General features: G+C 60.7%; 18 protein-coding genes. 13 read left to right on the top strand and 5 right to left on the bottom strand.

The window, feature by feature from the left end:
- Positions 1–67 precede the first annotated feature (67 nt).
- From lpdA to AC13Q5_RS13215, 3 genes are all read left to right on the top strand, one after another.
- On the top strand, positions 68–1,474 hold the full coding sequence (gene lpdA, locus AC13Q5_RS13205; protein ID WP_488501922.1) for a dihydrolipoyl dehydrogenase: 1,407 nt from the start codon (positions 68–70) through the stop codon (positions 1,472–1,474).
- 114 nt (positions 1,475–1,588) lie between these two features.
- Positions 1,589–4,450: a M16 family metallopeptidase gene (locus tag AC13Q5_RS13210; RefSeq protein WP_488501923.1), complete on the top strand. Its 2,862-nt coding sequence runs from the start codon at positions 1,589–1,591 to the stop codon at positions 4,448–4,450.
- 315 nt (positions 4,451–4,765) lie between these two features.
- On the top strand, positions 4,766–5,263 hold the full coding sequence (locus AC13Q5_RS13215) for a DUF2867 domain-containing protein (RefSeq protein ID WP_488501924.1): 498 nt from the start codon (positions 4,766–4,768) through the stop codon (positions 5,261–5,263).
- On the opposite strand, the gene AC13Q5_RS13220 is transcribed toward AC13Q5_RS13215, so the two are convergent.
- The 3 genes from AC13Q5_RS13220 to AC13Q5_RS13230 form a co-directional block, all read right to left on the bottom strand.
- Positions 5,256–6,143, bottom strand: coding sequence for a TraB/GumN family protein (locus AC13Q5_RS13220; RefSeq protein ID WP_488501925.1), 888 nt, complete (start codon positions 6,141–6,143; stop codon positions 5,256–5,258). The two genes, AC13Q5_RS13215 and AC13Q5_RS13220, sit on opposite strands and share 8 nt — an antisense overlap.
- Before the next feature lie 250 nt (positions 6,144–6,393).
- Positions 6,394–7,485: a TraB/GumN family protein gene (locus tag AC13Q5_RS13225; protein ID WP_488501926.1), complete on the bottom strand. Its 1,092-nt coding sequence runs from the start codon at positions 7,483–7,485 to the stop codon at positions 6,394–6,396.
- 130 nt (positions 7,486–7,615) lie between these two features.
- Complete coding sequence (locus AC13Q5_RS13230) at positions 7,616–8,551, bottom strand: tyrosine recombinase XerC (RefSeq protein WP_488502024.1); 936 nt, start codon at positions 8,549–8,551, stop codon at positions 7,616–7,618.
- A gap of 245 nt (positions 8,552–8,796) precedes the next feature.
- On the opposite strand from AC13Q5_RS13230, the gene AC13Q5_RS13235 reads away from it, so the two are divergent.
- From AC13Q5_RS13235 to AC13Q5_RS13245, 3 genes are read left to right on the top strand one after another with little or no spacing between them, the layout of a single operon-like run.
- Entirely contained in the window at positions 8,797–9,741 is a 945-nt protein-coding gene (locus AC13Q5_RS13235; protein ID WP_075853687.1) for a GNAT family N-acetyltransferase, read from the top strand.
- A gap of 26 nt (positions 9,742–9,767) precedes the next feature.
- On the top strand, positions 9,768–10,901 hold the full coding sequence (locus tag AC13Q5_RS13240; RefSeq protein WP_488501927.1) for an AAA family ATPase: 1,134 nt from the start codon (positions 9,768–9,770) through the stop codon (positions 10,899–10,901).
- A gap of 60 nt (positions 10,902–10,961) precedes the next feature.
- A complete protein-coding gene (locus tag AC13Q5_RS13245) occupies positions 10,962–11,660 on the top strand; it encodes a nucleoside/nucleotide kinase family protein (protein ID WP_488501928.1) in 699 nt (232 codons plus the stop codon).
- Between the two features lie 90 nt (positions 11,661–11,750).
- Here the strand turns inward: AC13Q5_RS13245 and AC13Q5_RS13250 are convergent, their stop codons facing one another.
- Complete coding sequence (locus AC13Q5_RS13250) at positions 11,751–12,170, bottom strand: GNAT family N-acetyltransferase (RefSeq protein WP_075853832.1); 420 nt, start codon at positions 12,168–12,170, stop codon at positions 11,751–11,753.
- An 80-nt stretch (positions 12,171–12,250) separates the two neighbouring features.
- Between AC13Q5_RS13250 and AC13Q5_RS13255 the strand changes: the two genes are divergently transcribed.
- Complete coding sequence (locus AC13Q5_RS13255; protein WP_075853690.1) at positions 12,251–12,598, top strand: hypothetical protein; 348 nt, start codon at positions 12,251–12,253, stop codon at positions 12,596–12,598.
- A gap of 768 nt (positions 12,599–13,366) precedes the next feature.
- Here the strand turns inward: AC13Q5_RS13255 and AC13Q5_RS13260 are convergent.
- On the bottom strand, positions 13,367–14,101 hold the full coding sequence (locus AC13Q5_RS13260; protein WP_075853691.1) for an SDR family NAD(P)-dependent oxidoreductase: 735 nt from the start codon (positions 14,099–14,101) through the stop codon (positions 13,367–13,369).
- 87 nt (positions 14,102–14,188) lie between these two features.
- Here AC13Q5_RS13260 and AC13Q5_RS13265 point away from each other — a divergent pair, with 87 nt between their 5' ends.
- The 6 genes from AC13Q5_RS13265 to AC13Q5_RS13290 all read left to right on the top strand — a co-directional run bounded on the left by AC13Q5_RS13265 (position 14,189) and on the right by AC13Q5_RS13290 (position 20,740).
- Entirely contained in the window at positions 14,189–14,590 is a 402-nt protein-coding gene (locus AC13Q5_RS13265; RefSeq protein ID WP_488501929.1) for a winged helix-turn-helix transcriptional regulator, read from the top strand.
- 154 nt (positions 14,591–14,744) lie between these two features.
- Complete coding sequence (locus AC13Q5_RS13270; protein WP_488501930.1) at positions 14,745–16,976, top strand: primosomal protein N'; 2,232 nt, start codon at positions 14,745–14,747, stop codon at positions 16,974–16,976.
- 108 nt (positions 16,977–17,084) lie between these two features.
- Positions 17,085–17,468: an AGROH133_08824 family phage infection protein gene (locus AC13Q5_RS13275; protein WP_488501931.1), complete on the top strand. Its 384-nt coding sequence runs from the start codon at positions 17,085–17,087 to the stop codon at positions 17,466–17,468.
- A gap of 262 nt (positions 17,469–17,730) precedes the next feature.
- A complete protein-coding gene (locus AC13Q5_RS13280) occupies positions 17,731–18,297 on the top strand; it encodes a F0F1 ATP synthase subunit delta (protein ID WP_488501932.1) in 567 nt (188 codons plus the stop codon).
- Positions 18,297–19,826, top strand: coding sequence for a F0F1 ATP synthase subunit alpha (atpA, locus tag AC13Q5_RS13285; protein WP_075853696.1), 1,530 nt, complete (start codon positions 18,297–18,299; stop codon positions 19,824–19,826). Before AC13Q5_RS13280 ends, atpA begins: the two co-directional genes overlap by 1 nt.
- 29 nt (positions 19,827–19,855) lie before the next feature.
- Positions 19,856–20,740, top strand: coding sequence for a F0F1 ATP synthase subunit gamma (locus AC13Q5_RS13290; RefSeq protein WP_075853697.1), 885 nt, complete (start codon positions 19,856–19,858; stop codon positions 20,738–20,740).
- Positions 20,741–20,764 lie beyond the last annotated feature (24 nt).

The following is a 20,764-nucleotide window of genomic DNA, read 5'->3' on the forward strand; positions in this document are numbered from 1 at the left end:
GCCCGAAAACCGCTCACACTTTTCGGCATCATGCTCTAACAAAGATAGAAAACAAGGAAATTAAGACATGTCCTACGATGTGATCATTATCGGAACCGGCCCCGGCGGCTATGTCTGCGCAGTCAAGGCAGCGCAGCTCGGCCTGAAGGTCGCGGTCGTCGAAAAGCGCGCGACCTATGGCGGCACCTGCCTCAACGTCGGCTGCATTCCGTCCAAGGCGCTGCTGCACGCTTCCGAAGTGTTCCATCATGCCGGCCATGGCATGGATGTACTCGGCATCGAGGTCGCCGCACCGAAACTCAATCTTGAAAAGATGCTGGCGCACAAGGACGCGACCGTGAAGTCGAATGTCGACGGCGTCGCCTTCCTCTTCAAGAAGAACAAGATCGATGCCTTCCAGGGCACCGGCAAGATCGTTTCGGCCGGCAAAGTTTCCGTCACCGCCGATGACGGCAAGGTGACCGAGATCGAAGGCAAGAACATCGTCATCGCCACCGGCTCCGACGTTGCCGGCATTCCGGGCGTGCCGCTTGAGATCGACGAGAAGGTCATCATCTCGTCGACCGGCGTCATCGCGCTCGACAAGGTGCCGGGCAAGATGATCGTGGTCGGCGGCGGCGTCATCGGCCTCGAGCTCGGCTCGGTCTGGTCGCGTCTCGGCGCCAAGGTCACCGTCGTCGAATATCTCGACACCATCCTCGGCGGCATGGACGGCGAAGTCTCCAAGCAGTTCCAGCGTATGCTGGCCAAGCAGGGTCTTGAGTTCCATCTCGGCGCCAAGGTGGTCGGCGTGGAAAAAACCGGCACCGGCGCCAAGGTCACCTTCGAACCGGTCAAGGGCGGCGACAAGGTCGTGCTCGATGCCGATGTCGTGCTCGTCGCCACTGGCCGCAAGCCGTACACGGCCGGCCTCGGTCTCGAGGAAGCTGGTGTCGCGCTCGACAATCGCGGCCGCGTCGAGATCGACGGTCACTTCAAGACCAACGTCGCTGGCATCTACGCCATCGGCGACGTCGTGAAGGGTCCGATGCTCGCGCACAAGGCGGAAGACGAAGGCGTTGCGCTTGCAGAAATCCTCGCCGGCCAGGCCGGCCATGTGAACTACGACGTCATCCCGAGCGTCGTCTACACCCAGCCGGAAGTCGCCTCCGTCGGCAAGACCGAGGAAGAGCTGAAGGCCGCGGGCATCGCCTACAAGGTCGGCAAGTTCCCGTTCTCGGCCAATGGCCGCGCACGCGCCATGCTGGCGACGGACGGCTTCGTCAAGATCCTGGCCGACAAGGAAACGGATCGCGTTCTCGGCGGCCATATCGTTGGCTTCGGTGCCGGCGAAATGATCCACGAGATTGCCGTGCTGATGGAATTCGGTGGTTCGTCGGAAGACCTCGGCCGCACCTGCCATGCGCATCCCACCATGTCGGAAGCCGTGAAGGAAGCAGCACTTGCGACCTTCTTCAAGCCGATCCATATGTAAGATCGGACGATCCCGGCAAGACAAGCGCCGGGATTGCAATGCTTGCCTGATGATGCGATGTACGGAGCTCCCGTGCATCGCATCATCCAATCGGTTCTCACCAAAAAAGCAAGCATGTCACGCCAGATCCTATCCGTTCGCGCATCCTTAAAACTCTTCATTGCAGTGACGTTCGCATCCCTCGCGATCGTTGCAGCGCCGGCCATGGCCGAAGCGCCGGCCGCGAACTGGCCGCAGGCGGCAAGCGATCTGCCTGTAGAGCAGGGGATACGTTTCGGCACCTTGCCGAACGGTATGCGGTTTGCCGTCATGCACAATGCGACGCCGGCCGGGCAGGTGGCGATCCGCTTCCGCATCGGCGCCGGCTCGCTGCAGGAGCGTGACGATCAGCAGGGCCTGGCGCATTTCCTTGAGCATATGGCCTTCAAGGGATCGACCCATGTGCCGGAAGGCGAGATGGTGCGCACCCTCCAGCGCCTGGGTCTGGCATTCGGCGCGGATACCAATGCCTCCACGAGCTATGGCGAAACCGTCTATGCGCTGGATCTGCCTGAAGCCGATGCGGAGACGGTTTCCACCGGCCTGATGCTGATGCGCGAGACGGCGAGCGAGCTGACGCTCGATGCCGGCGCCTTCGACCGCGAACGCGGTGTCATCCTTTCGGAAGAGAAGCTGCGCGATACGCCGCAATATCGTGGCGGGACCGGTTTCCTCGCTCAATTGCTGCCGGGTCAACGTGTGCCGCAACGCTCGCCCATCGGCAAGACCGATATCATCGGCAATGCGCCCGTCGATCTGCTGCGGGACTTCTATCGCACCTATTATCGCCCCGATCGCGCCGCCTTGATCGTGGTGGGGGATATCGATGCGGCCGCCATCGAAGCCGATATCCGCAACCGGTTCGGCAATTGGGCCGCCGCTGCGCCTGCACCCGCAGACCCTGATCTCGGCACTCTCCAAAGTCATGGAGAGCGCGTCGGCACGGTCGTCGTACCTGGTGGTGCGACCCGCGTGCAGCTTGCCTGGACGCGACCCTACGACGCTTCGCCGGATATCGCTGCCAAGCGCCGTGCGCAGCTGGTGGAGGATATTGGCCTCGCTGTTCTCAACCGGCGCCTATCCCTTCTGGCGCAGCAGCCCAATCCGCCTTTCGTCAGCGCGCAGGCCGGTGCGCAGGATCTGCTGAAATCAGCCCATGTCGCGATGGTTGCCGCCGACAGCGATCCCACTAACTGGCAAGTCGCCCTTGCGGCTATCGATCAGGAGCAACGGCGCATTGCGCAGTTCGGCGTCGATCAAAGTGAGATCGACCGTGAAATAGCCGAAACTCGCTCGATGCTGCAGGCGGCCGCGAGCGGCGCCGCGACGCGCACGAGCCCCGACATTGCCGGTTCGCTCAACTGGAGTGTCGGCGAGAACATGGTTTTTACCTCGCCTGCGGAAGATCTGGCGCTGTTTGATGTCGCGATGAAAGACCTGAGCGCAGATGAGGTCAACCAGGCTCTGCAGCGCGTCTTTGCCGACAATGGTCCGCAGCTGGTGCTACAAATCCCGCAAATGCCCGAGGGCGGGGATGCCGCTGTCGGAAAGGCCTATGCCGATTCGCGTGCCGTGGCAGTCAAGGCCCCGGAACATACGGCTTCGGTCGCATGGCCCTATACCGATTTCGGCAAGCCGGGCGATGTCGTCGAGCGCCGCACGGTCGATGATCTCGGCGTTACGATGGTCCGTTTTGCCAATGGCGTCCGCCTGACTGTCAAGCCGACCAAGTATCGCGCCGACGAGGTTTTGGTGCGGGCCGAAGTCGGCCTTGGCCGGCTGGACCTGCCGAGTGATCGACCGTCGCCGATCTGGGCGGCACCGGCGCTGCCGTTATCCGGCCTGAAGGCCATCAGCTATGACGATATGCAGAAGGCCTTCGCTGCCAAAACCGTTGGCATCGATTTCGCCATTCAGGACGCCGCTTTCAAATTCGAGGGCACGACGCGGCCGAGCGACCTGCAGACGCAATTGCAGCTGCTGACGGCCTATGTCGCCGATCCGGCCTATCGCCCCGATGTCTTCAAGCGGGTTCAGCAGGCCTATCTGAACATGCTTCCCCAGCTTCAGGCAACGCCGGGCAGCGTGGTCGGTCGCGATCTTTCCGGCCTCTTGCATTCCAACGATCCGCGCTGGGCGTTCCCGGATCGGACGCAGCTGGTCGATGCGAAGCCCGAGGATTTCGAAGGCCTCCTTCAGCCATCTCTTTCGAAGGGACCGATCGAGGTCATCATTGCCGGTGATGTCACGGTTGACGATGCCATTCGCTTGACGGCGCAGACCTTTGGCGCCTTGGCCGTCCGCGGCGACGGAGAGAAGCAGAACGACGGTTCCGGCGTGCATTTTCCCGCACCGACGGCCGATCCGGTCGTTCGGCTTCATGACGGGCGCAGCGACAGCGCGGGTGCTGCCGTCGCCATCCCGATCGGCGATTTTCTTTCGGATCTGCCGAGAGCCGCCGCCGCCAATGTCGCTGGGGCGATCCTGCAGAATCGTCTGGTCGACCAGTTCCGCATCGCCGAGGGAGCGACCTACAGCCCTCAGGGCGAAGTCGATCTGTCGAGATCGATCCCCGGCTATGGTTTTGCCTATCTCTATGTCGAAACCACGCCCGCCAAGGTGGATCATTTCTTCGAGCTGGTGGACAAGATCGCCGCCGATCTCGGCAATGGAGATGTTTCACCCGATGAGCTGACGCGGGCCAAGGTGCCGATCATCGAAGGGGTGAAGCGCTCGCAGCAGAGCAACGGCTATTGGGTCCAGAATCTTCGCGATGCCCAGAGGGACCCTCGGCGCCTCGACCGTATTCGCAGGAGCATCAGCGGCTATGAGGCCGTGACCGCCGAGGATGTCCGTGCCATCGCGGCGACCTATCTGAAGCCGGGCACATCCTGGCGGCTGAAGATATTGCCGACCACCGGATCCGCGGTTCGCTAGAGCCGAATGATTTTAGGTCTGTTCGACCTAAAATCTGAATCCGCTCTAGCATCAAAGAAGTAGAGCGTGATGTCGTCCGAAAACCGCCTACACTTTTCGGCATCACGCTCCAGAGCAATTCCAGGAAAAGTGCGTAGCGGTTTTCCGTCCGGAATTGCGTGAAACAAAGGAATAGAGCGGCTCAGAGATTCCGTGAAAAGCTGAACCGCTCTAGGCGGCGATCCGCTGGCCAAATTGCCGCAGCTGGCATTTGCGAATCGGGTTGGCTTGCAGCCTATGCTAGATTGCATGGGATGCAGATCGACGGATGAAACGATGTCAGTAAGGCCCCTCATGATGAAGCCGCACATGCCGCATCCCGCATTGCCGGGTGCGGATTGGGCGGATTGCTATGAACTGCAGGTTCCGAAGTCGGATCTCACGGCCATTGTCGCAGCACACTCCATGCTCAGCCGCTTTCCATTGTGGGTGCGGCTTCTGCTGCGCCTGCGCGACGCGGCGACCGGCCCGTTTGGATTGAGATCCACCCGGAGCCACCAGGCTGATGGGCTGGAAAGGATCGGCTTCTTTCCTGTCGTCAGCCAGTCCGACGATCAGGTCGTACTCGGTTTCGATGACAAGCATCTCGATTTTCGGGTCGTCATCGACGTGCGGGAGGACGAGCAGGGGCGCCGGCTTGTCGACGCCACGACACTCGTCAGGCGTAAGATATTGCTCGGCCGGATCTATATCGCGCTGATTGCGCCGTTCCACCGTCTGATCGTCGCGACGATGCTTGCCGATTTCGGCAAGCGCATGCGGGCGGTCAATTGACCGGGGTCAGCGTGTAACCTTGCTTGCGCAGTAGCTCGACGACGCCATGATCGCCCGGGAGATGCAGAGCACCCACGGCCATCATTACATTTCCTTTCTCGAGATAGGGCAAGATGCGCTTCGCCATCACTTCATTGCGATCACTGACGATACGCTTCATGAAAGTGATGTCGATCGTCTTGTCATCGGAAAGACCTTCGACGAAGGCTTTCATCAAGCCGCTATTCCCCGTCACATAGAGCCCGACCAAGGTCTCTGTGATGTCGTTCATGTTGTAGGGCAGCTTAAAAGCCTCCAGAAGCCCTTTCATCGTCAGCTCATCGGAGAGGTCCGCCATCGCCTGGAATTGCTCGAGCGGCGTTTCGAGACCTTCGATATCCACGCCGTTCTTTTCCGCATCCACGGCCAATTGCCTGTCGAGGACATATTGGCCATTGGCATTTTGCTGGGCGCTGCACGCCAAGAGCGTCATGTAAATGAACCAGGGGCGCATGCGCAGAACGGAGGTGATCGGTACGCCTCTTTTGGCAAGCCCGGCCGCGATCTGCGCGGTCTCCTCAGGCGGCAGAATTTGATCCAGATTCTTTTGAGGCGGCAGCATCGTCAGCTCCGGATGCTTCAAAAGCTCCAGCGCAATCGTGTTGGGATTGGCGATTTCCTTCAGCTCCAGGACCAGAGTGTCGATGTTGTCGAAGGCATCGTGAAATTCGGCCGGTAGTTTCAGCACCCGTTCGTCGCTGGAATGCATCGTGCCCAAAAGCCATGAAGGCTCGACGCTGGGCTTTTCGATCTTCCAGAAGATGCTGTAGCCGTTTGCGACTTTCGATGCGTCGTCGATGATCGCTCCGTAGCGGGATGGATCGTTCTTCCGCAATTGCAACAGCAGATCCTTACCGCCACATGACCCGGAATTATCTGCCAGCGCTGGTGAACCGGCTGGCACGGACAGAAGGGCGGCTAGCAGGAGCAGCGCAGCAACACGGGACGCAATGCCTCTGAAGTGGCCTGCAAAGCTTACAAGGGAATTGTTTCTCATAAGAATGCCGATGCGGCTCGGAACAACACCGCGTCAGTATGACCGACAGAGTTATCCAACTCAAGCAGTAGTTGTGGGTGTGCCGCCCGCCGTGTCAGTTCACCACCGTCACCGTAAAGCCCTGCTTGCGCAGCAGCGCCACGAGACCCTTGTCGCCAACGAGGTGAAGCGCACCGACGGCGATGAAGGCGTTGCCCTTGTCGAGAACCGGTGCCGCGCGCTCGGCCATGACCTTGTTGCGGTCGAGGATGATGCGCTGTTCGAAGGCGGCGGTATCGTCGTCGGTGATCTTCTGGTCCGGTTCGATCACCTTCAACATCGGGATCATCGCGCCGATATTGCCGGCGAGATAGAGCCCGGTCATGGTTTCGTTGACGTCGTTGATCTTGTCGCCCAGCTCGAGTGTCTGCATCAGCGACTTCAGGTGGAGCGCGATCGGCAGGTCGCTCATGGCCTTGGCCTGCTCGGCCAGCGTTTCGAGACCGACGACCTTCTTGCCTTCGGCCGCGGCGTCGGTCGCCAGTTTCTGGTCGAGGAATTTCGCACCGGCCGTCTTGCGGCGAACCTCGCAGCCCGTCATCTCGAAGGAGCTCGAGATCAGCCAGGGCTGCATGCGGGAAACGGCGGCGAGCGCAATGCCGCGCTCCTTCAGCCCTGCTTCCAGCCGGGCGTTGTCTTCCGGCGACAGATGCTGGCTGATGGTCGAGCCGTCGGTCAGCATGGTGAGTGAAGGATTGGCGAAGAGGGCGGCGGCGGCTTTCTTGTCGTCGAGGATCTCGTCCGATTCAACAACGATCGTATCGGCTGATGCAACGGCATCTGCAGCCCCCTTCGGCAGGGTGAGCACGCGCGAATCCGAGACATGCATGGAACCGAGCAGCCATGATGGCTTCAGGCCGGGCTTTTCGATCTTCCAGAAGATGCCTTTGCCGTTTTCCACCTTGTCGCCGGCGGCGATGATGGAGGCGTATTTTGCCGGATCGGTCTTCTGAAGGTCGGCCATGAGATCCTTGCCGCCGCAACTGTCGGACACCGCTCCCTCGGCATGGGCCGGCTGCAACGTCAGCATGGTTGCGATCAGCAGGATGGCGAGCATCAGCGGAAAGGCCGTGGCAAGCCAGAGCAGGATATCGCCGAGCGTCGGCTTCATCGACCGCATCGTCTTGGACCCGAGGGCAGAAATCATCAGAATCTTCCATTCGCAGAGAGCATGACCGCTAACGCCCGAAAGCGGCTTTCAGGAGGCATGCCGGGACATGATTCTGCTTTACGCGAACGAGACGGAAATTCCCTTAACGCGAGAGGTTAATCATTCCTTATGCACGCGGATGGGCGCGGTCGTAGACCTCGAGAAGGCGCGAGGAATCGACGCCCGTATAGACCTGCGTCGTTGAGAGGCTCGCGTGGCCGAGCAGCTCCTGGATGGTGCGCAGATCGCCGCCGCCGGCGAGCAGATGGGTCGCGAAGGAATGGCGAAGCGCGTGCGGCGTTGCCGTATCCGGCAGCCCGAAGGCGCCGCGCAATTTCTGCATGCCGTGCTGGATGATGCCCGGTTGCAGCTTACCGCCGCGCGCGCCGCGAAAGAGCGCACCATCCACATCGAGATGATAGGGGCAGAGCTTGCGGTATTGGTCGACCGCTTCGATGACGATCGGCAGCAGCGGCACCAGCCGCGTCTTGTTGCCCTTGCCGGTGATGCGCAGTGAGGTTGCGCCCGGCGGAAAATCCTGCGGCTTCAGATCCAGCGCCTCGGAAATGCGTAGCCCGCAGCCATAGAGCAGGGTCAGCACGGCGGCATCGCGCGCGGCGATCCATGGTTCCTCGTGCAGCTGCGCCTCGTCACTGACGACGGTGATCGCCTGCTTGTCGGAGAGCGGTTTTGGAAGCGATTTCGGCTGTTTCGGCGATCGAACGGCGGCAGCACCGGCGGCGTTTACCAGCCCCTTCTTTTCGAGATAGCGCAGCAGCGAGCGAAGACCGGCAAGGTTGCGCCCGAGCGAACGCGCGCCCGCGCCATCCTTGCGGCGCGCTGCCAGAAAAGCGCGAAAGTCGGCGGGGCGAAGCGCATGAATATCCTCGATCGTCGCCGGGCTGCCGAGATGGCCGGTGAGGAAGGTCAGGAATTGCCGCGTATCGCGTTCATAGGCATTGAGCGTATGCGCGGCGAGCCGCCGCTCCCGGCCGAGCGCATCGAGCCAGCGGCCGCGTTCCGCCATCAACCTGGAGTCGGCGATAACAAGCAATTCGTTCAGTGGAAAACCCCTTGAAATTCGGATTCCTTCTGCCACTTTGAAGGAAGGAAGGTTATGGAATCGCTAACTTTCCTGTCGCTTTCGGTGCGTTTCCCCCGCGCTGCGAGCGCTGTCGCACTCTAAATACGACAGCATATGGGCCGATCCAGGATCTCCGATCGTTCGGTCGCCATATGCGAGGCGCTTGTCATGCTTCGATCATATTCGATTGCGATAGAATATATCTCAACCATTCAGGACACTTCATGGCACGCCGCGGTTCGATAACTGCACTGGGACAGATTGCAGAAGCGATCGCTTTGGTATCTCAGGGCCAGCCCGGACATATTGTCGATACTCTGATTGCCGAGCGCGGGCAGAAGATCGTGCGCAATCCGCTCTGGCCGCTCATGCGCCCGTTTCTCTACACGCTGCTACGCTACAATAAGGCGATCGAATTCGCCGATGATGTCGCCAAGCTTTCCGGCTTCCAGTGCTTCGAATATATGAGCGATCTGCTGCGGCTCGACATCGGCGTCACCCATGCCGACCGTATTCCCGCATCCGGCGGTTTCATTCTCGTCAGCAACCACCCGACCGGCATTGCCGATGGCGTCGCCGTCTTCGATCTCCTGAAGTCGCACCGTCCCGACATGATGATCTTTGCCAATCGCGATGCGGTGCGCGTCAATCCGCGGTTTGCGGAGATGATTATCCCGGTCGAATGGCGCGAGGAATACAAGAGCAAGCCGAAGACGCGCGAGACGCTGCAACTGACCAACCGCGCCGTCGCGGAGGGCAAGGTGACCGTGCTCTTCCCGTCCGGCCGCATCGCCTACTGGGCGAACGGGAAGCTGAACGAGCGGCCATGGAAGACATCCGCCGTGGGTCTCGCGCGCAAATACAATCTGCCGATCCTGCCCGTGCATCTGACGGCGCGTAATTCCGGCCTGTTCTACTGGTTCGCCAAATGGTCGACGGAGCTGCGTGACATGACCGTCTTCCACGAACTGCTCAACAAGCGCGGCGACCGGTTTGACTTCCTGGTCGGCAACCTCATTCCCGTCGAGCATCTCGACGGCGACGTGAACGAGGTGACGAAGGCATTGGAGAAGCACACGGTGTTCGATCTTGCGGCCGACGGCAATGCAACCTTTGTGCCTCTCGTCCCTTCGGCCCAGGATGAGACCCTGGTTTCGCATTCTCTTTAATATGGGAATCGGCTAAACCGCGTGGCATGCAGCTACGCTCGATGTTTGCCCGCAATTATCGCTCCCTGCGCTCGATCCGAATGGATCTCTCCGATGTCAATCTGTTCATCGGCGAGAATGGTGTCGGCAAGTCCAACCTCTATCGCTCGTTGCAGCTCGTGCAGGCTGCGGTTCGGGGCAGGCTGGCGCATGAAATCTCCAGCGAGGGCGGCATGTTCTCGGCCATGTGGTCGGGCAAGCGGCGCTCGCATGAGTCGCCCCGGATCCGCTTCGATGTCGAGCTGCTCGACATGGAGCGGGCGGCGACCTTCCGCTACTGGATCGAGGCCGGCATGCGGCCGCCAGGCGCCGCCGGTTTCGCGCTCGAGCCCGAAATCAAGGCCGAGGAGCTTTCGTTCGAAGGCGGGCGTCGGCCGGTGACGATGATGAAGCGCGAAGGGGCGGGCATTTCGGTGCGCGGCGAGACCGGCCGCATGGAGGCCTATCGCGAACAGGCCTTGCCTTCGGAAACCGCGGTCGCGCTGCTCGGCGATGCCGGACACTATCCGGAAATCGGCACCTTCCGGCGCGCAGTCGATGCTTGGCGGTTCTTTCATGGCTTTCGCACCGATCGCGGTTCGCCTCTGCGCGCGCCGTGCCTGGCGGTGACGTCGTCGATGCTGGATGAGGATGGCGCCAATATTGCCGCTGTTTTCGCCACGCTTACGCATATTCGCGGAGACACGGTCGAGCTCGACCGGGTGATTGCCGCTGCCCTCGGCGGGGGGCGGCTCGTCGTGCCTGCGCCGGAGGAAACGGCGGATTTCGGGCTGATGCTGCCGGAATTTCCCAACCGCGTCTTCCAGCCGCGCGAACTATCGGACGGCCAGATCCGCTTCCTTGGCCTTGCCGCCGCCCTGATGTCCTACCGCCTGCCGCCGCTGATCGCGCTCAACGAGCCGGAGGCGAGCCTGCACCCGGACATGCTGCCGCCGCTTGCCGATATGATCGCGCAAGCCGCGAAAAACAGCCAGATCTGGATCGTCACCCATTCCGAAGTTCTGGCGCAGGCGGTGCGCGAGCGCTGCGGAGCAAAACCGCGCCGAGTCATCCGCGAAGACGGTTCCACCTGGATCGACGGCATGCGGCTGACCGGCGTGATTGACGATGACGACGAGTAGCAGCCGTCAGGGGCGCCCTCATTTTTACGACATGGAAGCATCCCAAAAGGAATTTTTGAAATGACCTCTTTGAACAGAGCCGCTTTGTTGACCGACCTGGCTACGATAATCGCAAGCCTCGACCTGGCGCGGCCGATCCGTATTGCGATCGACGGCCGAACGGCATCGGGCAAGACCACGCTGGCGAACGAATTGGCCGATTGCTTGAAAGGCAGCGAACGAGACATCATCCGCACCTCGATCGATGGATTCCATCGACCGAAGGTGGAACGCTATGCGCGCGGCCGGTACTCCGCCGAGGGCTATTACCACGATGCGCGCGATCTTCCGGCGATCAATACACTGCTGCTCAAGCCCCTGGGGCCGGGTGGCGATCAATGGTATCGCACTGCCTCCTTCGACCTGCACAATGACGTGCCGATCCACCAGGATCCGCAATTTGCGCCTGCCGACGCGATCCTCATCGTCGACGGCACCTTTCTGCAGCGGCCGGAGCTGCGCGAGGGCTGGGACCTCGCCATCTTCATCGAAACCTCGGAGCAGGTATCCGAGCAGCGCGGCATTGCGCGCGACACCCAGCTTCTGGGCGGAACGGAGACGACCCGCCAGCTCTATGCCGATCGATACCGACCGGCCTTTGCGCTTTATGAAAGCTTGTCAGCGCCCGCTCTTGTCGCCGATGCGATTATCAGCAATGACGATTTTGATCGGCCGAAGCTTCGGATTCGCGAGGGTGGGAGGTTGTCTGGGGTGTTGTGAAGGCTTTGATGTTCAGGGAGCGGGTGGCAGTCGCTCGCGGCAATGTTGCGCCATCGGTGGCCATTGAGCTGCTGAGCTTTCGTGTTCGCCTTAACGTACTACGCGATATGCCATTCCTAGAGACCTTGGGGCGGTCTCAACGAAGCCAAATTTCTCATAGAGCTTGTTTGCGGGAACATCCGCTATGAGGCTGACATATGCGGAAGGGGGCAGCTCTTGTGAGACATATGTCATGATCGCTTCCATGATCGCTCTCCCGAGTCCACGTCCCTGGTGCTCGGGATGAACAGCGATATCCACGACCTGGAAAAAGCAGCCACCGTCACCGATCAATCGACCCATTCCGATTGCTAAGCTTTCGTATGTAATCACCACGGAATAGATCGTTCCATTCAGACCCACGCGCGCAGCACCTTCAGAAAACGCACTCAAGCCAGCAACCGCACGAAGATGCAAATATTCTTCAACTGTTGGAGATCGAGATACGGTGCAGTATTCAGGTTGCTTCATCTGGATATTTCTCTTTTGGTTGGATCGAGCTGCCTCGGCCAACAGGACAGCTTCAAACTGTTGAGGCATTGGGTAATTCAATGGAACGCACGGATTGGCTAGATAAGAATGAAATTGATCCCAATTGGGATCAAGCTTTTGCCGATGAAATCCTTGGAACTTTGGTTCTACTCGGAATTACCTACCGTCAACCCGACGGAACGGTAACGAAAGAAGAGCAATTTCATGGCTACATCAAATCCGTGGATCAACGTTGGGGAATAACAATCAGGATCGAAGGCGACGAAATCCAAGAGGAGATCAATCTTCCGCCCATGCTCGAGGTCTTCGAGAGGGCGGATCCGGGCATCTATACGGATGGCGCTGGGAATGCCGTACACGATCCTGATTTCGTCGCCTACTGGACTGTCACCTCCGGAACAAGTTGACCCACAGCCGATCGTCTGTTTTTGGGTCGATATTGGTAATTGGTGGCGTTGCTGCATAACGCCGGATATTCATTACAGCTGCAGGTCGTCCGCATTTTGCGAGCAATCGCACGGCACTCCCGGGTTTCCTTATGAGCCCGGAGCATCGGTTCCCGCCGATCACGCGGAAATCCGAACAGCCTCCGGTTTCCACTCGATGCGAAATCGAATAACCTCGCCCTTGATTACAAATGGTCACAGAGAGCATTGGGGATGTCCATGCAGCCGATTTACCATGGGCTCACGAGGGTGGTTGCCCTAGGCGTTCTGATTGCCTTTCCCGCCGTTTTCTTTGTCTCCTGCTCGACGTTCGGCGGAACTGGCGGTCAATCCCGTTCCGTGATCGCGAGCAAGTCAACAGCCTCTGCGAAAGACAAGGCGGCCGAGCGTCGGCGATGGGAAGACAGAGTCCAACGGGATAATCAGCTGGATCCAAGCGGATCGGCGCCGGGCTCCTATGGCTCCTTCGGTCCTCGTTTCACCTGGTGAGCGAGAGATTTTCAAACGGCTCAGTTCATGTCCGAACCCGGTTGAACGGATTTCGTTCAATAGTAAGTGGAGACTGGTGTCGCAGCGGGTACTTCGATGCCGTTTCGGGTGGAGGTTACGGCCAGAGCCCGGCCGATCTTGTCGATGCCGATGATTGCGCGGCTCATAGGGTCTCCTTCGGTTTATCACGCCTCAAGGCGCTCCAAATAATCAAATGGAGCGCCCGACCGGCGTAGCGTTTCAGAGTTGCGCAAGGCCACCGTCGACGGCGACTTCGCTGGCGGTCATGAAACTGCTGTCCTGAGACGCGAGGAAGGCAGCCACCGCCCCGATCTCCGAGGGATCGGCCATGCGCTGGAGCGGGGTCATCGAGGCGAAGACCTTCTGGCCTTCCTCGCCGAGCGCCTCCTTCGCGAGTTCTGTCGCCGTCGCCCCGGGCGACAGCACGTTGACCCGGATGCCGGTGCCCTTGAGATCCTCCGCCCAGGTGCGCGCGAGGTTGCGCACTGCGGCCTTGCTGGCGCTGTAGGCGCTCATTGCCGGCGCGCCCGTCGTGCCGGCGCTCGATCCGGTGAGGATGATCGAGCCGCCCTGACCCATCAACGGCAACGCCTTCTGGATCGTGAAGATCGTACCCTTCACATTGGTGTCGAAGGTTTCGTCAATGTGCTCGGCGGTGATCTCGCCGAGCGGAAGCTGGCTTCCGGCACCGGCATTGGCAAAGACGACGTCGAGGGTTCCGCGCTCGGCCTTCACTGCCGCGTAGAGGCGGTCGAGATCGCCGAGATCGGAGACCGAGCCCTTCACCGCGCGGGCATTCGGCCCGAGGTCGGCCAGAGCCACATCGAGCGCCTCCTGCCGGCGGCCGAAGATGAAGACGAAGGCGCCTTCCTCGATGAAGCGCTTTGCCGCTGCGCGACCAATGCCGGTAGCGCCGCCGGTGATCACGGCGGTCTTTCCATTCAGTCTAGTCATGCTGTGCATCCTCTGTTGAAGTTGCACAGAAGCTAAGAAAGTGCTTACCTGAGGACAAGTATGCACCTTTTGGTAAGTATGGAAAAAATGGCTGAACCTTCCGATCACTGCGGTATAGGATACTCCCACGGACTGGCCGTCACGCTCCGCATCATCGCCGGCAAGTGGAAGCCGCTGATCCTGTACTTCCTGCTTGACGGCCCGAAGCGCTACGGCGAGCTCAAGCGCACGATAAAGGGCGTTAGCGACAAGGTGCTGATCCAGCAATTGAAGGAGTTGGAGGTCGATCGCGTTCTGGCGCGGACCGATTACAAGGAGGTGCCGCCGCGTGTGGACTACGCGCTCACTCCTCTTGGCCGCAGCCTGGCCGTCGCGATCGTCCCGCTTTGCACCTGGGGGACCCAGAATATGGCGGAAATGGAAAACATCTTTGCCGAGCGTGATGCTTTGCCCTCGGACGTTCCGAAGCCGGAACAACCATCGCCGTGATTGCAAACGAGACTGTCCGCTTTGGACCGATGTTGGTAAGGTTGCTGCGTAACGCAGGATATTCACCTCGGCTGCGGGCCGTCCGCATTTTGCAAGCAATCAGGCGCTGCTCCCGGGTTTCCTTTTGCATCCGTCCGGGGCATGGTCTGGCGCAATGAGCAAAGATTCTTCCGATCTGTTCGGTGCGCTTTTCGAGGCGGCGCCCGCAAAGCCTGTGATGAGCCGTACGGTTCCCGTTCTCGTGCCGATGCCGGCGCCGAGGGCCTATTCCTATGCCGTGCCCGAGGGCATGGCGGTGGAGCCGGGCTCCGTCGTGCAGGTGCCGCTCGGGCCAAGACAGGTCATCGGCGTCGTCTGGGATGGCGAGGACGATGGTGGTGTCGATCCGAAGAAGCTTCGGCCGATCAGCCATGTGTTCGATTGCCCGCCGCTCGGCAGGCATATGCGCGATTTCGTCGATTGGGTTGCCACTTATACGCTGTCGCCGCCAGGGCTTGTGGCGCGCATGGCCCTGCGCGCGCCTGCCGCCTTCGATCCCGAACCGATGGTAGAAGGCCTGCGCTTCATCGGCGGCCAGCCGGAACGTCTGACACCGGCTCGCGCCAAGGTGATGGAGATTGCCGCCGACGGATTGGCCTGGACGCGGCTCGGCCTTGCGCATGCGGCGGGTGTCTCCACCAGCGTCGTCGACGGGCTGATCTCGCAGGGCATTTTCGAAACTATCTTCCTGCCGCCGCCCCCTGTGGTCGCCAAGCCCGATCCGGAGTTCACCGCGTCGCGGCTGCAGGGGCCGCAGAAGGATGCGGCCGACGAGATTCTCGTCGATGTGCGCAAGGGCGAATTCGCGGTTTCGCTGATCGATGGCGTCACCGGCTCCGGCAAGACGGAGGTCTATTTCGAGGCCATCGCGGAAACGTTGAGGCGCGGCAAGCAGGTGCTGATCCTTTTGCCGGAGATCGCGCTGACGGCGAGCTTTCTCGAACGCTTTCAGGATCGCTTCGGCGCCAAGCCGGCCGAATGGCATTCCGATCTCGCTCCGAAAATGCGCGAAAAGGTCTGGCGTCAGGCCGTCACCGGTGAGGTGCGGGTCGTAGCCGGGGCTCGCTCGGCGCTCTTCCTGCCTTTCGAGGATCTCGGGCTCATCATCGTCGATGAAGAGCATGATCCTGCCTACAAGCAGGAGGATCGCGTCTATTATAATGCGCGCGACATGGCTGTCGTGCGCGGCCGCATCGGTGATTTTCCCGTCGTGCTGGTGTCGGCCACGCCTTCGGTGGAAAGCCAGGTCAACGGCCAGAGCGGACGCTACACGACAATCCACCTGCCGACGCGCTATGGCGATGCGGCGCTTCCGGATCTGCATCTGATCGACATGCGCCGGCATGCGCCGGAGCGCGGCGGCTTCCTTTCACCGGTCATGATCCGCGCAATCGGCAAGACGGTTGCCAAGGGCGAGCAGGCGCTCATGTTCCTCAACAGGCGCGGTTATGCGCCGCTGACGCTCTGCCGTGTTTGCGGCCATCGCTTCCAGTGCCCGCAATGTTCGAGCTGGCTGGTGGAGCACCGCTTCCGCAACCAGATCCAGTGCCATCAATGCGGCTATGCCGAGCGCACGCCGGAGGCGTGCCCCGAATGTGGTACGCTCGACCACCTCGTTGCCTGCGGCCCCGGCGTCGAGCGCATCGCCGAAGAGGTGGAACGGCATTTCCCCGACGCGCGGACGATCGTGCTCTCCTCCGACATCATGGGCGGCGTCAAGCGGCTGAGACTGGAGCTCGATGCAATCGCCAAGGGCGAGGCCGACATCGTCATCGGTACGCAGCTCGTCGCCAAGGGACATAATTTTCCGCTGATGACGCTGGTCGGCATCGTCGATGCCGATCTCGGCCTGGCGAATGGCGATCCGCGCGCCGCCGAGCGAACGTTCCAGCTCCTGTCGCAGGTGACGGGACGCGCCGGGCGGACCGGCTTGAAGAGCCACGGATTGCTGCAGACCTATCAGCCGCAGCATCCCGTCATGCAGGCGATTGTGTCGGGCGATGCCAGCGCCTTCTACGAGCGCGAGATTTCAGAGCGGGAGAGGGCGATATTGCCGCCCTTCGGCCGGCTCGCCTCGATCATCGTCTCCGCCGATACCAGGCAGGATGCGGAGACCCATGCGCGCGGCATGCGCAATGCGGCGCCGCAGGTGACAGGCATTTCGGTATTAGGCCCGGCCGAAGCGCCGATCGCGCTGGTGCGCGGCCGCCACCGTTTCCGCCTGCTCGTGCATGGCCGGCGCAATTCCGACATGCAGGGTTTCCTGCGGGCCATGCTGGCACAATCGCCGAAGGAGCGCGGCTCCGTGCAGGTGCAGCTTGATATCGATCCGCAAAGCTTTCTGTGATTGACGCGACGGATATCCTGGCTGCGCCTTTCCCTATTTGACCGGATCATGCCATAAGTCGGCCGTCTCACTTAGGTGATTTGTACGCGGCTGATTTGGGGGCGACCAATGGAGCTTTATTTTCCGACAGAATTCGGCGAGCGGCTTGCCTACTGTTCGGCTGCCGTTACGGCGCTGATCGGCCTCTTCCTGATGTTCGCACCGGGTTACGCCTACCGCTTCCTCAAGCTGCAGGTGAAGGAAGGGCGGTCGGAAGCCTATGCCGAAGCGCGTTCGGCCGGCGGCTTCATGGTCGGCTTTGGATTGATGGCGATCCTGCTCGCGCAGCCGATGATCTATCTCGCGCTTGGCGCGTCCTTCGGTGTCGCGGCGTTCGGTCGCATCCTCTCGCTGATGTCCGATCGGGGCAGCATATTTTTGAGCCTTCTTCTTCTGGTTGTGCAGGCTGTGCTGGCTGCGCTACCTTTTCTCTACGGTCTCGGCTACATTTGAGCCGAAAAGCGCTCCAGTGCAGCCAAATTCGCCTGCGCTATCCCCATGGTTTTTGAATTTTGACATCATAAATTCGCCCGAATGGCGTATTCGTCGAATACGCGTGTTGCGAGTCTCAATATCCTATGTTAGACGAACCCCGAATTTCGGATGAGGCAGGAGCGCGCTCCTGCTGATTTCTGGGGGAAATCAAAACGAATTCAAGGACATATCGCTTCCGTCACCCGGAAGTTTGGTTCTTGGGTTGAAATCAGGGAATTTTGTGCCCGTGGCAGACACATCCCAGCATGTTTCTGGTGTCGCAGAACGATATGCCTCGTCGCTGTTCGAATTGGCCCTCGAAGAGGGTGCCGTACCGGCAGTGACCGCCGATCTCGATCGGTTCCAAGCCATGCTCGACGAAAGCGAAGATCTGAAGCGCTTCGTCCTCAGCCCGGTCTTTTCGGCTGAAGAGCAGGTCGGTGCGATTGAAGCGCTGGCAAAGAAGGCCGGCTTCGGCGCCTACGTTACCAATTTTCTGAAGCTTGTGGCCAGCAACCGGCGCCTTTTTGCGCTGCCGGGCATGATCAAGGCTTTCCGCATCATCGCCGCCCAGCATCGCGGCGAGATTTCCGCCGAGGTTACCTCGGCCCATGCGCTGACCCTGGCGCAGGAAGATGAATTGAAGGCGGCGCTGAAGGGCGTCACCGGCAAGGACGTGGCGATTGCCGTCACCGTCGATCCGTCGATCCTTGGCGGCCTGATCGTCAAGGTCGGTTCGCGTCAGATCGATACGTCCCTTCGCACTAAACTCTCCACCCTTAAGCTTGCATTGAAAGAGGTCGGCTGATGGATATCCGCGCCGCGGAAATTTCCGCAATTCTGAAAGATCAGATCAAAAACTTCGGCAAGGAAGCTGAAGTCTCCGAAGTCGGCCAGGTTCTCTCCGTCGGTGACGGTATTGCCCGCGTCTACGGTCTGGACAATGTTCAGGCCGGCGAAATGGTCGAGTTCCCCGGCGGCATCCGCGGCATGGCGCTGAACCTTGAAGCCGACAACGTCGGTGTCGTTATCTTCGGTTCCGACCGCGACATCAAGGAAGGCGACACCGTCAAGCGCACCGGCGCGATCGTTGACGTTCCGGTTGGTCCGGAACTGCTCGGCCGCGTTGTTGACGCGCTCGGCAATCCGATCGACGGCAAGGGCCCGATCAACGCGACCCGCCGTTCGCGCGTCGACGTCAAGGCTCCGGGCATCATTCCGCGCAAGTCGGTTCATGAGCCGATGTCGACCGGCCTCAAGGCCATCGACGCTCTGATCCCGGTTGGCCGCGGCCAGCGCGAGCTGGTCATCGGCGACCGCCAGACCGGCAAGACCGCCATCATCCTCGACACGATCCTGAACCAGAAGTCCATTCAGGATAATGGTCCGGACAGCGAAAAGCTCTTTTGCGTCTACGTCGCCGTCGGCCAGAAGCGCTCGACCGTCGCCCAGTTCGTCAAGGTGCTCGAAGAGCGCGGCGCCCTGAAGTACTCGATCATCGTCGCGGCTACCGCTTCCGATCCGGCTCCGATGCAGTTCCTGGCTCCGTTCGCCGGCTGCGCCATGGGCGAATATTTCCGTGACAACGCCCAGCACGCGCTGATCGGCTACGACGACCTGTCCAAGCAGGCCGTTGCCTACCGCCAGATGTCGCTGCTGCTGCGCCGCCCGCCGGGCCGCGAAGCTTACCCGGGCGACGTTTTCTACCTGCACTCGCGTCTCCTCGAGCGCGCCGCAAAGATGAACGACGAGAAGGGCGCTGGTTCGCTCACCGCTCTGCCGGTCATCGAAACGCAGGGTAACGACGTTTCGGCCTTCATTCCGACCAACGTGATCTCGATCACCGACGGCCAGATCTTCCTCGAAACCGACCTGTTCTACCAGGGTATCCGCCCGGCCGTTAACGTCGGTCTCTCGGTTTCGCGCGTCGGCTCGTCGGCTCAGATCAAGGCGATGAAGCAGGTTGCAGGCTCGATCAAGGGCGAACTTGCCCAGTATCGCGAAATGGCCGCCTTCGCCCAGTTCGGTTCCGATCTCGATGCCGCAACGCAGCGCCTGCTCAACCGCGGTGCTCGCCTGACCGAACTCCTGAAGCAGCCGCAGTTCTCGCCGCTGAAGACGGAAGAACAGGTTGCTGTGATCTTTGCCGGCGTCAACGGCTACCTCGACAAGCTGCCTGTTGCTCAGGTCGGCAAGTTCGAGCACGGCTTCCTGTCGTACCTCCGCTCGGAAGGCAAGGACATCCTCGACACCATCCGCACCGAAAAGGCCATCAGCGACGCGACGAAGGGCAAGCTCACCGCTGCTCTCGACAGCTTCGCCAAGTCTTTCGCGTAATCGGGCCCAAGCTCTAGGACGGACCAAGGATGCCTTCACTCAAGGATCTGAAAAACCGGATCGCCTCCGTCAAGGCGACGCAGAAGATCACCAAGGCGATGAAAATGGTCGCCGCGGCGAAGCTTCGGCGTGCGCAGGAGGCGGCCGAGGCCGCCCGGCCTTACTCGCAGCGCATGGCCGCTGTTCTGGCCAACATCTCGGCTGCCGTCAGCGATGCTGACGGTGCGCCGCTGCTGATGACCGGAACCGGCAAGAGCGATGTGCATCTGCTCGTCGTCTGCACGGCCGAACGCGGCCTTTGCGGCGGCTTCAACTCGCAGATCTCGCGCTTCGCCCGCGACCATGCCCGCAAGCTTCTGGCCGAAGGCAAGACGGTGAAGATCTTCACCGTCGGCAAGAAGGGCTATGACGTACTTCGCCGCGAATACGCATCGCTGATCGTCGAGCGCAAGGAACTGCGCGACGTAAAGCGTATTGGTTTCGACAATGCCGACGCCATCGGCAAGCGCGTTATCGAAATGTTCGAAGCTGGCGAATTCGACGTTTGCACCCTGTTCTACTCCGAATTCAAGTCGGTGATCAGCCAGGTGCCGACGGCACAGCAGCTCATTCCGGCTTCGGCTCCCGCCGTCGTCGAAGAAGATGCAGCCCATAAGGGCGCCGTTTATGAATACGAGCCGGATGCGGCTTCGATCCTCGCGGACCTGATCCCGCGCAACATCTCCGTCCAGATCTTCCGCGCGTTGCTCGAAAACGTTGCCGGCGAGATGGGCGCCAAGATGAGCGCGATGGACAATGCGACGCGCAACGCTGGTGAGATGATCAACAAGCTGACGCTGAACTACAACCGTCAGCGCCAGGCACAGATCACCAAGGAATTGATTGAAATCATTTCGGGCGCGGAAGCGCTCTGAGGTTAGGGAAAAGAGGGTAAGAAT

It is taken from the genome of Martinezella sp. CNPSo 3964 (assembly GCF_057784375.1).

Excerpts from the sequence above, each read along its gene's own strand:
- lpdA (WP_488501922.1), top strand. The coding sequence starts at position 68 with ATGTCCTACGATGTGATCATTATCGGAACCGGCCCCGGCGGCTATGTC.
- AC13Q5_RS13210 (WP_488501923.1), top strand. The coding sequence starts at position 1,589 with ATGTCACGCCAGATCCTATCCGTTCGCGCATCCTTAAAACTCTTCATT.
- AC13Q5_RS13215 (WP_488501924.1), top strand. The coding sequence starts at position 4,766 with ATGTCAGTAAGGCCCCTCATGATGAAGCCGCACATGCCGCATCCCGCA.
- AC13Q5_RS13225 (WP_488501926.1), bottom strand. The coding sequence starts at position 7,485 with ATGATTTCTGCCCTCGGGTCCAAGACGATGCGGTCGATGAAGCCGACG.
- AC13Q5_RS13235 (WP_075853687.1), top strand. The coding sequence starts at position 8,797 with ATGGCACGCCGCGGTTCGATAACTGCACTGGGACAGATTGCAGAAGCG.
- AC13Q5_RS13240 (WP_488501927.1), top strand. The coding sequence starts at position 9,768 with ATGCAGCTACGCTCGATGTTTGCCCGCAATTATCGCTCCCTGCGCTCG.
- AC13Q5_RS13245 (WP_488501928.1), top strand. The coding sequence starts at position 10,962 with ATGACCTCTTTGAACAGAGCCGCTTTGTTGACCGACCTGGCTACGATA.
- AC13Q5_RS13250 (WP_075853832.1), bottom strand. The coding sequence starts at position 12,170 with ATGAAGCAACCTGAATACTGCACCGTATCTCGATCTCCAACAGTTGAA.
- AC13Q5_RS13255 (WP_075853690.1), top strand. The coding sequence starts at position 12,251 with ATGGAACGCACGGATTGGCTAGATAAGAATGAAATTGATCCCAATTGG.
- AC13Q5_RS13260 (WP_075853691.1), bottom strand. The coding sequence starts at position 14,101 with ATGACTAGACTGAATGGAAAGACCGCCGTGATCACCGGCGGCGCTACC.
- AC13Q5_RS13265 (WP_488501929.1), top strand. The coding sequence starts at position 14,189 with ATGGCTGAACCTTCCGATCACTGCGGTATAGGATACTCCCACGGACTG.
- AC13Q5_RS13270 (WP_488501930.1), top strand. The coding sequence starts at position 14,745 with ATGAGCAAAGATTCTTCCGATCTGTTCGGTGCGCTTTTCGAGGCGGCG.
- AC13Q5_RS13275 (WP_488501931.1), top strand. The coding sequence starts at position 17,085 with ATGGAGCTTTATTTTCCGACAGAATTCGGCGAGCGGCTTGCCTACTGT.
- atpA (WP_075853696.1), top strand. The coding sequence starts at position 18,297 with ATGGATATCCGCGCCGCGGAAATTTCCGCAATTCTGAAAGATCAGATC.
- AC13Q5_RS13290 (WP_075853697.1), top strand. The coding sequence starts at position 19,856 with ATGCCTTCACTCAAGGATCTGAAAAACCGGATCGCCTCCGTCAAGGCG.